Source organism: Rhizobium sp. 9140, assembly GCF_900067135.1.
Classification (GTDB): domain Bacteria; phylum Pseudomonadota; class Alphaproteobacteria; order Rhizobiales; family Rhizobiaceae; genus Ferranicluibacter.
In genome coordinates this window covers 1315693-1329374 of the sequence record NZ_FJUR01000001.1, presented here as the reverse complement: position 1 = coordinate 1329374, position 13682 = coordinate 1315693, and the positions used below count along the sequence as shown (strand labels likewise).

The window sequence follows — 13682 nt, the reverse complement described above, 5'->3', positions numbered from 1 at the left end:
TTATCCTACAGCGGACAAGGCTGATTCCAGCCTCAGGGGCTGGCCGCGGGAGGCGGCGACCACAGCGTCCACATCCAGGATCAGCGCCACGCGGCCGTCACCGAGAATGGTCGCCGCGGCGATGCCGGGCACATGGGTGTAGTTCGCCTCCAGGCTCTTGATGACGACCTGGCGCTGGCCCTGGATCGCATCGACCATCAGCGCGCGCTGACCGCCGCCTTCCGATTCCACCAGCAGCGCCACGCCCTCGACGGGATTGGCCTGCGTGGCGCGGAAGTTGAGGATCCGGCCGACATCGACCAGCGGGCAGAAGGAGTTGCGGATCGAGATCAGACGCTGGGTCGCACCGAAGGAATGGATCGAGGCGGCATCCGGCTGAAGCGTTTCGACGATGGCCGTCAGCGGCACGACCAGCGTCTGGCTGGCGACCGTGACCACCATGCCGTCGAGAACGGCCAGCGTCAGCGGCAGGCTCATGGTGAAGACGGAGCCCTGGCCGGGCTTCGAAGAGATGTTGATACGTCCGCCGAGCGCCTGGATGGAGCGCTTGACCACGTCCATGCCAACGCCGCGGCCGGAAAGGTCGGAGACCTTCTCGGCGGTCGAGAAGCCGGCGTGGAAGATCAGGTTGTCGATTTCCTCGTCCGACAGGTTGGCGTCGGCCGCGATCAGGTCGTTGTCGATCGCCTTCTGGCGGACGCGTTCGCGGTTGATGCCGGCGCCATCGTCAGCGAGCTCGATGATGATGCGGCCCGAACGGTGCTTGGCGGTCAGACGAACGGTACCTTCCGGGTTCTTGCCGAGCGCGATGCGCTTCTCCGGCATTTCCAGGCCGTGATCGACCGCGTTGCGGATCATGTGCGTTAGCGGTTCGGCGAGCTTGTCGATGACGGTCTTGTCGACTTCGGTGTTCTCGCCCTCGGTGACAAGGCGCACCGACTTGCCGGTGATATCGGCGATTTCACGCACCGTACGGGCCATGCGCTGGAAGACGGGCTTCACCGGCTGGGCGCGGATGGCCATGACCGAGTCCTGGATCTCGCGGGTGAGCTGCTGCAGCTCTTCGAGGCCCATATTGATCGAAGACGTGCCGTTGGCGTCGTTCTCGATGACGCTCTGGGACAGCATAGCCTGGTTGATGACGAGCTCGCCTACGAGGTTGATCAGGCGGTCGACGCGATCGAGATCGACGCGGATCGTCTGGCCTGCGGCTGCGGCCTGCTGCGCACTGGCGGCGTTTGCAGCGGGCGCCTGCTTTGCGTCCGCTACCTTGGCGGCGGCGCTGGCAAGGTTGAGGACGTTGCTGACGGTTTCGAGAGCCGTGATCGTGGCTTCGCGCTCGCCGGCGGCGATCTGTTCTTCTTCTTCCACCACGCCGAGGGGATGTTCAGGCTCCTCGTCGAGGATCGACAGATCGAAGGGCACGGCCTGCATCGGGGCGTCGCCTTCGACCGCTACCGGCTGCTCGCCTTCGGCAAGCTCGGCCACGGAGAGTTCGCAGTCCCATTCGGCAAATTCGAACACCCCGCGGATCGCATCTTCGCCCTTGTCGGTGCGGAGCGAGATCTTCCACGAGAAGTAGGCGTCTTCCGGGTTCAGGCCATCGAGCGACGGCAGGCTGTCCATGTCGCAAAGAATGCTCATCTCGCCGAGACGGGAGAGATCGCGCAGGAGCAGCGTCGCCTCGTTGCCCTTGCGATAGAGATCGGCATTCGGCTTGAAGGAGATTTCGAAGGTCGGCACCTCGACCGGCACGGCGTCAGGATCGAAGTCATCGAACGAGAAAGCGACAGGCATGAAGCCTTCGTCATTGGGGGCGGCCGGAGCCGGAGCTGCTGTTGCAGGGGCGGGCTTGGCGGCTGCGGGTTTGGCGAAAGCCTTCACGGGAGCGTCTGCGGCCCCCGGGAGTGGCGTGCCGTGCGCCAAGGCCTCAAGTTCGCGGATCAGCTGCTTGGACCGCGCTTCATCGACACTGCCGCCGTCGCGGGCGCAGTTGGTCAGGTCGGCCAGAACGTCGGCCGACTTGAGCATAACTTTGAGAACCTCCTGCGTGGGTTCCAGCTTGTTGGAGCGAACGCAATCCAGCGTGGTTTCGAACACGTGAGCGAACGATACCAGATCGTCCAGCCCGAAGGCGCCTGCGCCACCCTTGATGGAGTGAACGGCCCGGAAGACCGCATTGACCGTCTCCGGATCGCGATCCCCGTCATTCAAACGAAGGAGACCGGATTCCAGTTCTGCGAGCTGTTCTTCACATTCCTGGAAGAAGATCTCTTTGATTTCATTCATATCCATAGCTGGAATCCTGGCGAGGGCTTTTTTAAGCGGTTACGCGCTCGATGGCGTCGATCAGCTTGGTCGGATCGAAGGGCTTGACGATCCAGCCTGTCGCTCCGGCCTGGCGGGCGCGGTTCTTCTTTTCCGCGTCGCTTTCCGTGGTCAGGACCAGGATCGGGATGGCGCGGTACTTCTCGTTGCGGCGCACGCCTTCGATGAAGCCGAAGCCGTCGAGGCGGGGCATGTTGATGTCGGTGACGATGACATCGGGATTACAGTCTTCGAGGACTTCGAGACCTTCGATGCCGTCTTCGGCCTGAATGGTTTCGAAACCGGCATTGTTGAGCGTCACGAGGAGCATATTCCGGATCGTCCGGCTATCGTCCACGGTAAGGACCTTCTTCTTCATTTTCAGATCTCCTTAGCCATCAGGTGGTCGACATTGACCCCGATGAGCTGCGTCGTTTTGGTGAAAGCGTCCGACACCTTGGAAAGGGTGAAGGCGTGTTTGTCCTCTTCCCAGCTTTTGGCTCCCGCCATCAGCACCTGCACGCAAAGCGCTCCGACCCGCTCTACGGCCGAGGCATCGATGACGATGTTGCTGCCGCGCATCTCCGTCAGCTTGCGATGAAGGACGCTGGCCTCGTTGAGGTCGAGGACCGGCGCGAGATTGAGCGTCTTCGATGCGGCTTTCTTTGGGGCCATCACGGCGCCTTTCCTTGTGTCACCTGGAGGAGATTGACCTGTCGAACGAAACCGTCCGCGTTTCGATGGCCGGCAGGACCGGTGTCACGCAGGCGGAACGGGCATGGACGCAGAGCCGGGAGCGTCGTCATGATCGCCCCCATGCCGACACGCGCCCGAAGGCCATGTCGTCCTCGTCTTCGAGAAAAGCCTCCGCCCTCGCCACCTGCGCAGGCAGAGCCTGTCGCGGCGGCGTAGCAGCGGCCATCGTCTTGTCTGCCGCGCGTGCGCCCGTGTTTGCGGGGCGCAGCGTGAAGCGGCGAATGGTTTCGCCAAGCTCGATCGTCACGATGCGCGCCGTCTGACCGGCAGCCGCCGTGCGTTCGGCATCGCTGGTGAGACCGGCAAGCGCGCGGCCGGAGCGGTCGATCTCGGTGCGCAGGTCTTCGAGGCTGGACAGGTCCTCACCCGACTGACGGGCAATACCGATGATGGCGGACTGAATGCCGTGGACCTGCTCGACGATGCTGCCGATGGCGGCCTGCGTGCGTCCGACGCGTTCGACACCGGCATCGACCTGGGCCTTGGTGCCCGTGACGAGCTGCTTGATTTCGCGGGCCGCATCGCCGGAACGCTGGGCGAGTGCCCGGACTTCCTGGGCGACAACCGCGAAGCCGCGACCGCTTTCGCCGGCGCGCGCAGCTTCGATACCGGCATTCAGTGCGAGGAGATTGGTCTGGAAGGCGATCTCGTCGATCACGCCGATGATCTGACCGATCTTCTCGGCGGAAGATTCGATATCAGCCATGGCCGCAATCGCAAGACCGGCGATCTCACCGCTGCGCTCGACGGAATGTCCCGTCGCCGCGACGGCCTTCTCGGCCGCGGAGCTCTCCCGTGCGCTGTCGCGAACCCTGATAACGAGGGCTTCCAGCCGTTCGGCAACCGAATCCAGCGCCGCCGCTTCCGATTGCGCGGCCGATCCCAGGCGCTCGGTTCCCGCGGTCATCGTCTCGCTGGCCGCGGCCGAGGAAGAGATCCCGGTGTCCAGATTGCGCAAGTTAGCCTCGATCGTGTCAAGGGCAGCATCCAGCGACCGGGCAAGCGGCACAGCCGCTTCCGGCACGTCGGTCGGGGTGCGCGCAGAGACGTCGCCCGCGGCCAGTGCCTCGGCGATGCCGGTGAAGGCTGCGAGCAATTCGGCTTCCGACGTCGCGCGCGTCTCGGCCAGCTGGCGCTGGTGGGTCTGGCGCTGTTCGTTGAAGCGAAGGGTGACGCCGATTTCCGTATCGACGAAGACAGTGCGGATGAGGGCGGAGATAAGGTCCGTCAGTTCCTGCTGCTTACCCTTGCCGGTCGACAGCATGGATTTAGGCCAGAACGCTTCGATGGCGGAGACGATCAACCGCTCGAGGATGACGCCATGGCCGGCGATCTGCCAGCGGGGGTCGAGGCCCATGCGGCTTTCCGCATCGGCGAGAACCTTGACGCGCTCGGCATAGAGACTGTCGAACCGCGCATCTGTCAACACGCCCCAATGAGAGGCGTGGAGGTCGTGCAGCCGGTCGATCTGACGGTCGCTGGAGAAATGGCGCGCGGCTTCGGGGAAGGTCTGAAGGCGCTGGAAAAGATCGCGCAGAGCGAGATCGACCTGCGGCTGGAGGGCCTGGCGGTGACGGCGCAGGATGTCGGTTTCGCTGGAATCCAGCCCGGCAAACCGCAGGCGCTCGACCAGGCTTCCTGCCTGCGCCCTCCGATTCTGGTCTGCCACGGCTTCCTGTCCCACGTTTGTCCCCGGCCCCGGTATGTCTCCCGTCAGGACCGGTGACCATCACCGCCTGCCGAATGAAATGAGAATGCGCGCCCGATGGCGCCAGATGATGCCTGCTTGTCCGAAAACGGAGCATAGGCCCCGTTAACATCACATACCGGGTTGGGACCGGCTCGTCGGATCGGCATCATGCCCGGGAGGGGACAAAAGGGTCCCCGCTTCGACGTGTAGGGACCATGTTTATGGTTAATTCCTTGCTTGAAAGTTAACGCCGACCCCCTATTCCACAGATCGCTGAAAGATAGCATCGAAAAGGGCGCAAACGCCTGTCGGCACAGGTTTTCATCCCCCATTCCTCGCAATTGTGGCTGTGGTCTCGCGCGCATAGAAAGAGGACACTTCCGGCGCGACACGCAGCTGCCCGGCGACCGCGTCTTGGACGGCGCGATGAGGTCGTCCCGGCATCGTGCGCGTCTTCCAGGGAAGGATCCAGCGGACATCATGATGATGACGCGAAAAGGAAACGGGCAATGATTGTTCTCGGACTGAGCGCCACCCTCATCGCATGCCTGACGCTCGTTGCCATCTCTGTCCTTCTCAACATCGACGACGGCCGCGTCGCGCTTCCCTCGCGGATCCTCTAAGCCGTTTTCGGGACAGTCTTCGACTTAACATTTCCTCTTGCTGAAGATCTAACCCGGCGCGCGCGCTGCCCTATCTCCTGGTTCATCCATTCGGAAAGGAACCATCCATGGGTATCGAAAGCATTCTCATCTTCCTCCTGATCGGCGCAGTGGCCGGTTGGCTTGCCGGCCTCATCGTGTCCGGCTTCGGCTTCGGTCTGTTCGGCAACATCATCGTCGGCATCATCGGCGCCTTCATCGCAGGCTGGCTGTTTCCGCGTCTCGGCTTCGTGATCGGCGGCGGCATTCTCGCCGCCATCATCCATGCGACGCTTGGTGCGATCATCCTGCTCGTGCTCATCCGCGTGATCAAGCGAGCCTGAGGAAGAGGCATCATGTCCAGCACGACAGACCCCAAGATCGAAGCCGCGCTCGCATCGTTCATTTCCGACCATCCGGAAATCGACAGCCGCGACGCGGCCATCGCCGCCATTCTCGAGAACTGGTTTACGAGCCATGGCTATCTGCCACATGGTCAGGAGGGCACGCGCCCAGAAGACCTTGACGCAACCAACGACGACTGAAAAAATCGGCGACAGCAATGCTGGAGGCGGGCTTAACGGCCCGCCTTTTCGTGTCAGGCGTGACACCGGCTGGCGACCGACGAATCTTTCAGAGAGCGGACAGCCTCATGAGCCTATCCTCCGTGACCGCCTTCCTAGCCGAGAAGGCGCCCGACCTCAAGGTCATCGTTCTCGACGAGAGCACGGCGACGGTCGCCATGGCGGCGGCGGCACATCGCGTCGTGCCGGCGCAGATCGCCAAGACCCTGGCGCTCCGGGTCGCAGACGCGGTGATCCTGATCGTTACGGGCGGTGAAGCGCGTATCGACAACAAGAAATTCAAGGCGCGGTTCGGCACCAAGGCCCGGATGCTCGACCTTGCTGACGTGGAGGCGGAGACGAGCCATCCGGTGGGCGGCGTCTGCCCTTTCGGTCTGCCAAAGCCGCTTGCGGTTTATTGCGACGTCTCGTTGCGCGCCTTCGACATCGTCGTTCCGGCGGCGGGCGCCACCAATGCTGCCGTGCGGATTTCGCCCGAGCGCATGGCCGACATCACCGGAGCAGAGTGGATCGACGTGACCGCCTCGACATAAATCGGGCAGCTTGCAGATGTTCGTGGAAAGGCCTTTCGAAACAACGGGTAACGCCATTGCGCGTGCGTCATTTCATACGCAAATTCGAGCCAGCCGGTGACGTCGCCTTGTTTCAGCCATCGAATGGCCAAGAAAATTGCCTTGAAGCGGCGGTTCCGACCGATAGTGAGAGAATCAACGCATGAACAGGATTGCCTTGTCGGCTCTGCTGGCGGCATGCACCGCCACCTCGGCTGCTGCCATGGATCAGACGCTCGTTCGCCAGTTCCAGAAGCTCGATCCCGCCACACGACTGGAGCAGCGCTGCGATACGGAAGCAATGGAGCGCATCAACAAGGACAAGACGCAATACCGGCCCGACAAGGTCATCGCCTACGCGTTCGGCGATCCGGTGACGGGTACCAACACCATCACCGCGCCCGGCGCGGTCTTCCGCAGTCAGGGAGAATGGTACCGGCTGAAGTTTCGCTGCACCACCGGTCCGGACCACATCGACGTGCGGTCGTTCAAATACGAGATCGGCAGCCAGATCCCGCATGATGCCTGGGAGAGGCACTATCTTTATCCCTGAGGTTCGCCGAGCTATAGGCTCACGGCTCTCAACGGGATCCTACAGGACGGCCCAGAGACCGAGAACCGTCAGGACGGCAAGGAACGCCATGGTGTTCAACAGCGTGCGCATCATATGTGTGGCCATGTTCAACTCCTCCCTCAGCGCGGCCAATGCCTCAGCATGCCGCGCCATTTCTCCCGATCGACGGTCACATTTTCGGAACGGCCTCCTCCAAGGCCTATCCATCCGCAGGCGCTTGGGCGCCTCTGATTTTGTGAGCATATCATCAACACGTTAATAAACCTCATGACAGAGGTGTGAACCGCTGTCCATTAGCGGATGCGAAGATTCCGTTTTAGAATTTCGCGCCTGCGAGAAATATTTCGCGAGGCGTGGAATAGAGTGTCGTCGCCATGCGTATATCTCACATGGACGACAGGAAAAGCCCCTTCGATGTCATCGGCCAGCTCGGCGCTCTCCGGCGCTATGCCCGTTCGCTCGTGCGCAATCCCGACGATGCCGAGGATCTGGTGCAGGACGCGCTGATGCGCGCTTATGAGCGCCGGCCAAGCTTTCGTCAGGGCGCGAACCTACGGACATGGCTGATGTCCGTCCTTCACAATACGCATATCGACAGCCTGCGCCGCAAACGCTCGCAAACGCAGCGCGTGGAGGAAGCGGCCCTGCTTTCGCAAGGCGTGCATCATAGCGGCGCGGAAGATGTCGTTCGTCTCGGGCAGTTGCGCGAAGCGTTCTTCAGCCTTCCCGAAGAGCAGCGCGCTGCACTTCATCTCGTCGCCATCGACGAGATGTCCTACCAGGACGCCGCGCGCGTTCTCGATATTCCCGTGGGGACGCTGATGTCGCGCCTTTCCCGCGCGCGGGCGCGCCTGCGCGCCTTTGAGGAAGACCGCACGCCGACTCACCTCAAGATCGTTGGAGGCACCGACAATGACCATGGCTGACCCGATCCTCGACAGCGACCTCGATGCCTATGTGGACAACCAGCTGACGCCACAGCGCCGGCTTCAGGTTGAGGCGCATCTGGCGCAGAACCCGGAGTCTGCTGCCCGCGTGATGGGCGATCTGCATCTGCGCGGTGAGCTGCGTCTGTCGCTTCAGGCAACCGTCGATCCCGGCGGCACACGGCACACCCGGGATGCGGCGCGTCGGCTGGAAAACGGCCTGCGCTTTCCCCGCGTCAGTCAGCAGTTGCAGAAGGTGGCGGCCGTCGGCCTTCTCGTCGGCGCCGGCTGGGTTGCCAGCACAAGCTTCGGGCCGTTCCAGGTGACCGAGGTCGTGGCATCCGAGCCGCCGCCCGCGCATGTGGAAGAGGCCGTTCGCGCTCACCGCACGGCAGAGATCCGCGAGACCATGACGTCGCAGCCGGAGGTGCAGACCTACGACCGCGAGGACATTCGCGCGGCGACGGCGATCATCATGCCGGCCCTGCCCGAAAGCTGGACCGTGGTGGACGTGCAGGTGTTCCCCTCGCGCTTCGGCCCGAGCGTCGAGCTTGCGATCCGCACGCCGGACAAGGAGCAGATGTCGCTCTTTGCCGTGCGCCCGGGTGCGTTCTCGGTACGGCCGGTCAAGACCTACGCCATCGACGGGATCGAGGCGGCGGACTGGCAGATCGGCGACGTGGCCTATGCACTGGTGGCCGCGCCCGGTGGCACCACGGGTAAGGCCAAGCTGGCGCAGACGGCGGAGCGCCTGTCCAAAACCCTTTACTGACCTCTGGCCGCCCGACGCCAGAGTCCTTCACACTTTCTCATCTACCAAGGAGAACCTCGATGAGCTTCAGCAATCCCGGCCCCCGTTACGGCGCTACGGCGCAAAGCGGCGCCTTCCTCGACCAGGCCCTGCGCCAGCATATGCTGCGGGTGTACAACTATATGGGCCTCGGCCTTGTGGTCACCGGCCTTGTCGCCTTCATCGTCGGTACGACGCCGGCGCTCTACGTGCCGATCTTCCAGACGCCCTTGAAGTGGGTCGTCATGCTGGCACCGCTCGGCTTCGTGCTGTTCCTGTCGTTCCGCCTGCAGACCATGTCGGCCGGCGCTGCACAGGCCATGTTCTGGGCATTCTGCGCCGTCATGGGCCTGTCGCTGGCTTCCGTGTTCCTCGTGTTCACGGGCACGAGCATCGCGCGCACCTTCTTCATCGCCGCGACCATGTTCGGTGCGACGAGCCTTTACGGCTATGTGACCAAGGCCGACCTGTCGAAGATGGGCTCGTTCCTGATGATGGGTCTGATCGGCGTCGTCATCGCCTCGGTCGTCAACATCTTCCTCGGCTCGTCGGCTCTGCAGTTCGCCATCTCGGTGATCGGCATCGTCGTCTTCGTAGGCCTCACCGCCTACGACACACAGAATATCAAGGAACAGTTCGCCGAGAACATGGACCAGGAATCGCAGCAGAAGCTCGCCGTCTTCGGCGCCCTGTCGCTGTACCTCAACTTCGTCAACATCTTTCAGCTCCTGCTGAACTTCACCGGCGAGCGCGAATAGCCGACGCCGGTCCGCAACAGGACAGACACCCCTTCCCTTCCGGCCCCGATGGCCGGGAGGGAGCCCATCCGACCCGACCCCTGCAACAATCTTGTTGCGCATGAGATCACGGAGACACATCACCATGGACAGCAATGACCGCCAGGCGATCGACGGGCTTTTCTCCCGCATTGCCGAGGTCGAGCGCCAATCCGGCCCGCTCGATCAGGAGGCCAATGCCTTCATCGGCCAGAAGATCGCGGCCCAGCCGACGGCCCCCTACCTGATGGCGCAGACCATCGTGGTGCAGGACCAGGCCCTTGCCGCAGCCGAGAGCCGCATCCAGGAACTGGAGCGCCAGTCCTCAAGCCGCTCCTCCGGCGGGCTGTTCTCCAGCCTGTTCGGCGGCGGAAGCCAGGCCGCGCCTGCCCGCCGCGCGGCCCCCGCCACCCCTTACGCACAGCAAGCGCCGCAGCAAGGCGCCTACGGCCAAACCGGCCCGGCCATGGGCCAGCCGCCGGCAGGCCAGCCCAACGGCCAACCGAATAGCCCCTGGGGCAACCAGGGTGCCGCCCAGCAGGGCCAGCGCAGCGGCGGCGGCTTCCTGCAGGGTGCCGCCCAAACCGCCATGGGCGTCGCCGGCGGCATGCTTCTCGGCAGCGCCATCGGCAGCATGTTCTCCGGCAACGAAGCCAACGCGGCGGAAACGCCCGCTGAAGCGGAAGCACCGGCGGAGGACGTCGGTGCGGATATGGGCGACGACATGGGCGATATGGATTTCTGATCGCCGGAACAGTTATGTCCGTGCATGAGAAAGAGCCGGTCAAAAGCCGGCTCTTTTTTGCGTGAACACCGCTGTCGGTCACGGCCCAAGCCTGTCCAGATGCCGTATCGACACGCGAAGCGGCGTTGTACTGTGCTGCACGAAGCTTCAGTGGTAAGCGCGAATTTCTCCGCACCTTCTGTAATTGAGTGAGCTTTGGCATGAGGTGTCCACTTAAAAAAGGTGGACACCAAGTATGGGTGAAGGTCAAAAACTTGCTGTGCGGCTGGTTGGTCGGAATGGAAGACGGCGCTTCGATCAAGGTTCGAAAGATCGCCTTGTTGCGGCCTGCCTTGAACCCGGCGCATCAGTATCGAAACTGGCGCGAGAACACGGGGTCAACGCGAACCTCGTTTGGAAATGGATCAGGAAACATACCCCGGCACATCCATTATCGCCGTCTTCGACATCTGCGTTTATTCCAGTTCAGATTGCCGCCCCGAGCAGCGAGTTCGACATTGAGATGCCTGCCACGGATCGCGAAGAGCGATTGCCGACGACGGAGAGGAGCGACCCGCTGACCTCTCCAGCGAAGGTGAGTGTATCATTGCCGAATGGTGTGAGATTGACGCTGGAGTGCCGCGATCTCAACGCATTGACGGCAATCATCGGAGCTCTGGGTCATGTTTAAGCTTGGCGCTGATCTTCAAGTCTATCTGCATCGCGAACCGATCGACTTCCGGGCCGGCATCAACAGCCTTGCGGTCCTGGTCCAGGAGACGATGGCGCTGGACCCGTTTGCTCCTGCAGTGTTTGCCTTCTGCAACCGCCGGCGTGACCGGGTGAAGCTGCTATTCTTCGATCGCTCGGGCTTCGTGCTCATCCTGAAGCGGTTGACCGAAGACAAGTTCCGATGGCCGCGCCGAGAGGTGACGGTGGTCACACTGACGACCGAGCAACTGCACTGGATCCTCGACGGGATCGATATCGATGCGATGATCCGCCATCCCGTGCGGCAGTATCAGATCGCCGGCTAAAGGTGGCGAATTGAGCTATTGACGCGGCAGCACGGCTCAGATTCAAAACTGGGATGACCCGAACCGGCGAACTGAGCGTTGCAGAGCTGATGGCGCATTTGGCGGCCAACGCCGCCGAAATTGCTGCGCTCAAAGCCGAGAAGGAGGCCCTCTCGCAGCGGGTCGTCAAGCTTGAAGAAGAACTGGCGCTTGCAAGGCTCCATCGTTTTGCCCCCCGCAGCGAAAAGCACATTGATCGCATCTTCAACGAGGCCGAAGAGGCCGCGGACGAGGATGATCCTGATTATGGCGACGCGGCCGCCGATCTCCCGGATACAGGCTTGCCGGTGGTCCAAAGCACAACGGGAAAGAAGCGTGGCAGAAGGCCTCTACCGGAAGATTTGCCACGCGAGCGTGTCGAATATGACCTTGCCGACGATCAGAAAGCTTGCCCTTGCTGCGACAGTCAAATGCATCGCATGGGCGAGGCCGTCACCGAGCAGCTCCATATCGAGGTCAAGGCAAAAGTCCTGCAGAACGTGCGGTTCAAGTATGCCTGCCGCCATTGCGACCGCACCGGGATCAATACGCCTGTCGTGATCGCTCCGATGCCGACGCAGCCCCTGCCGGGCAGCATCGCCACCGCCTCGACACTGGCTTTCGCGCTCGTCCACAAATACGTCGATGGCACGCCGCTCTACCGCGTGGCTCAGACATTCGAGCGTGCCGGCGTTCCGATCAGCCGAGGCGCTCTCGCTCACTGGGTGATCGGCTCGAGCGAGAAGCATCTTCACCGCATCTATGATGCGCTGAGATTGCGGCTCAGGTCGCAGCCTCTCATTCACGGTGATGAGACGACCGTTCAGGTCCTCAAGGAAAAGAATAAGGAAGCCACCAGCACATCGTATATGTGGGCTTATCGCAGCGGCGAGGACAGTGACGAGCCGATCGTGCTTCTCGACTACCAGCCCGGCCGCGGTCAGATTCACCCACAAACCTTCCTTGGCAAATACCGCGGCATACTCATGACGGATGGCTACACAGCCTGGCGCACCTTCGATGATGCCACCCATGTCGGATGCATGGCTCATTCCCGGCGGCGCTTTGTCGAGGCACTCAAAACCAGAAAGAATGGAGGCGGACCGCCGGAACAGGCACTCCGGTTCTTCGAGCAGCTCTACCGGATCGAAAAACAGGCGCGAGACAAAAAGCCCGACGCCGATGAAACGCAGGCCGATTGCATTCGCCGTTTCCGGCAACAGCACAGCTTGCCGGTCCTGAACGCTCTAAAGGCATGGCTTGACAACATCGCGCCGAAGATTATGCCTGATACAAAGCTCGGCGATGCAGTGTCCTACACCCTCAACCAATGGGATTATCTGACGCGCTATATCACCGACGGCAGGATGCCGATCGATAACAACATTCTGGAGCGTGACATCAGGGTCTTTGCGACAGGAAGAAAATCGTGGCTGTTCAGCGACACCGCTGACGGAGCCAAGGCCAGCGCAGTGGTCTACAGTTTGATGCTGACTTGCCGCGCATGTGGCGTCGACCCACTCACCTGGCTGCGCTATGTGCTCACTGAGTTGCCGCAGCGGGACGAAGCGGCCGAAATCGACGACCTGCTGCCGTTCAACTACGCCACGACCACTGCGGCGTAATAGAGCTGGATATCAAAATCGGTGTGACGGCGGTTCAGCGCTGCCGCAGCCGTCAAGGTGCATCGAAAATTGCGCTTACCTTCAGTGTGCTTGCACCGGGCTTTGATGTGTCCGACGGGAGGAAGATGGTGCTGCTAGAGAGATTTGAACTCTCGGCCTCTCCCTTACCAAGGGAGTGCTCTACCCCTGAGCTATAGCAGCACTGAAGACAGCGGCGGCGTGTTGGCGACCGTGTCGGAGCGAGGGCCTATTGCCATAGGTTTTCGGGGAGCGCAAGGCGGATGGTGCGGTTTTCTTATGTTTGGTCGGATTTGGATGATGGGACGCGGGTTTCGCGAGGCTTGGTGATTTCGTAGGAAGGGTGCCTGGTAAAGCGGTGATAGGTAGCCTTGGTGCCATCGATCGTTCGGTGCAGGCGATAGCGTGAGGAAAAGGGGAGCGACGGATGAGTGAGGCGGAGCGGCAGGCGCAGGCTCGGCGGGAACGGGCAGCGCGGACGTTGCGGGAGAACCTTCAGCGCCGCAAGCAGCAGGGGCGTGCCCGGCGGGCGGGCGATGCCGACGAGGCCGTGGGGCTGCCGGCGGCCGGTGGTGCGGCATCCCGTGATGCGGCTTCGGCGACCGAGGGCGGCCTTCCTATCGCAGGCACGGGTTCAGCCGATGACACGGCGGAAAAATAGAGGG

The 13682-nt window shown here is 62.3% G+C and carries 17 protein-coding genes and 1 tRNA gene; 12 read left to right on the top strand and 6 right to left on the bottom strand.

Features of this window, described 5'->3' with window-relative positions:
• The 4 genes from GA0004734_RS06130 to GA0004734_RS06115 form a co-directional block, all read right to left on the bottom strand.
• On the bottom strand, positions 1-2295 hold the full coding sequence (locus GA0004734_RS06130) for a chemotaxis protein CheA (protein WP_092932106.1): 2295 nt from the start codon (positions 2293-2295) through the stop codon (positions 1-3).
• 25 nt (positions 2296-2320) lie between these two features.
• Entirely contained in the window at positions 2321-2686 is a 366-nt protein-coding gene (cheY1, locus tag GA0004734_RS06125) for a chemotaxis response regulator CheY1 (RefSeq protein ID WP_062470377.1), read from the bottom strand.
• 2 nt (positions 2687-2688) lie between these two features.
• Entirely contained in the window at positions 2689-2982 is a 294-nt protein-coding gene (locus tag GA0004734_RS06120; protein ID WP_092932104.1) for an STAS domain-containing protein, read from the bottom strand.
• 127 nt (positions 2983-3109) lie between these two features.
• Positions 3110-4732 carry a methyl-accepting chemotaxis protein gene (locus GA0004734_RS06115; RefSeq protein WP_245292352.1) on the bottom strand — a complete coding sequence of 541 codons (1623 nt, stop codon included), beginning with the start codon at positions 4730-4732 and terminating at the stop codon, positions 3110-3112.
• A 751-nt stretch (positions 4733-5483) separates the two neighbouring features.
• On the opposite strand from GA0004734_RS06115, the gene GA0004734_RS06110 reads away from it, so the two are divergent.
• From GA0004734_RS06110 to GA0004734_RS06095, 4 genes are all read left to right on the top strand, one after another.
• A complete protein-coding gene (locus tag GA0004734_RS06110) occupies positions 5484-5738 on the top strand; it encodes a GlsB/YeaQ/YmgE family stress response membrane protein (RefSeq protein ID WP_092932100.1) in 255 nt (84 codons plus the stop codon).
• 12 nt (positions 5739-5750) lie between these two features.
• Positions 5751-5939: a hypothetical protein gene (locus GA0004734_RS06105; protein WP_092932098.1), complete on the top strand. Its 189-nt coding sequence runs from the start codon at positions 5751-5753 to the stop codon at positions 5937-5939.
• 107 nt (positions 5940-6046) lie between these two features.
• Complete coding sequence (locus GA0004734_RS06100; protein WP_092932096.1) at positions 6047-6511, top strand: YbaK/EbsC family protein; 465 nt, start codon at positions 6047-6049, stop codon at positions 6509-6511.
• 181 nt (positions 6512-6692) lie between these two features.
• A complete protein-coding gene (locus GA0004734_RS06095) occupies positions 6693-7082 on the top strand; it encodes a DUF930 domain-containing protein (RefSeq protein WP_092932094.1) in 390 nt (129 codons plus the stop codon).
• Between the two features lie 39 nt (positions 7083-7121).
• Here the strand turns inward: GA0004734_RS06095 and GA0004734_RS26665 are convergent, their stop codons facing one another.
• Positions 7122-7256 carry a hypothetical protein gene (locus GA0004734_RS26665; RefSeq protein WP_280949470.1) on the bottom strand — a complete coding sequence of 45 codons (135 nt, stop codon included), beginning with the start codon at positions 7254-7256 and terminating at the stop codon, positions 7122-7124.
• Between the two features lie 236 nt (positions 7257-7492).
• Here GA0004734_RS26665 and GA0004734_RS06090 point away from each other — a divergent pair, with 236 nt between their 5' ends.
• The 7 genes from GA0004734_RS06090 to GA0004734_RS06060 all read left to right on the top strand — a co-directional run bounded on the left by GA0004734_RS06090 (position 7493) and on the right by GA0004734_RS06060 (position 12999).
• The gene (locus GA0004734_RS06090) at positions 7493-8029 is read left to right on the top strand and encodes a sigma-70 family RNA polymerase sigma factor (RefSeq protein WP_092932092.1); all 537 of its coding nucleotides are present in this window, start codon (positions 7493-7495) and stop codon (positions 8027-8029) included.
• Positions 8016-8801 (top strand): anti-sigma factor family protein, encoded by a 786-nt coding sequence (locus GA0004734_RS06085; RefSeq protein WP_092932090.1) that lies wholly within the window; start codon positions 8016-8018, stop codon positions 8799-8801. Before GA0004734_RS06090 ends, GA0004734_RS06085 begins: the two co-directional genes overlap by 14 nt.
• 59 nt (positions 8802-8860) lie before the next feature.
• Complete coding sequence (locus tag GA0004734_RS06080) at positions 8861-9577, top strand: Bax inhibitor-1/YccA family protein (protein WP_092932088.1); 717 nt, start codon at positions 8861-8863, stop codon at positions 9575-9577.
• A 124-nt stretch (positions 9578-9701) separates the two neighbouring features.
• On the top strand, positions 9702-10340 hold the full coding sequence (locus tag GA0004734_RS06075) for a DUF2076 domain-containing protein (RefSeq protein WP_092932086.1): 639 nt from the start codon (positions 9702-9704) through the stop codon (positions 10338-10340).
• 235 nt (positions 10341-10575) lie between these two features.
• Positions 10576-11010: an IS66-like element accessory protein TnpA gene (locus GA0004734_RS06070; protein WP_092932084.1), complete on the top strand. Its 435-nt coding sequence runs from the start codon at positions 10576-10578 to the stop codon at positions 11008-11010.
• Complete coding sequence (tnpB, locus tag GA0004734_RS06065) at positions 11003-11356, top strand: IS66 family insertion sequence element accessory protein TnpB (protein WP_060716621.1); 354 nt, start codon at positions 11003-11005, stop codon at positions 11354-11356. The genes GA0004734_RS06070 and tnpB overlap by 8 nt, the downstream gene beginning before the upstream one ends.
• Before the next feature lie 53 nt (positions 11357-11409).
• Entirely contained in the window at positions 11410-12999 is a 1590-nt protein-coding gene (locus tag GA0004734_RS06060; protein WP_092932082.1) for an IS66 family transposase, read from the top strand.
• 126 nt (positions 13000-13125) lie between these two features.
• Here the strand turns inward: GA0004734_RS06060 and GA0004734_RS06055 are convergent.
• A tRNA-Thr gene (locus GA0004734_RS06055) sits at positions 13126-13200 on the bottom strand.
• A gap of 244 nt (positions 13201-13444) precedes the next feature.
• Between GA0004734_RS06055 and GA0004734_RS06050 the strand changes: the two genes are divergently transcribed.
• On the top strand, positions 13445-13678 hold the full coding sequence (locus GA0004734_RS06050) for a hypothetical protein (RefSeq protein ID WP_139056237.1): 234 nt from the start codon (positions 13445-13447) through the stop codon (positions 13676-13678).
• Positions 13679-13682: the final 4 nt, after the last annotated feature.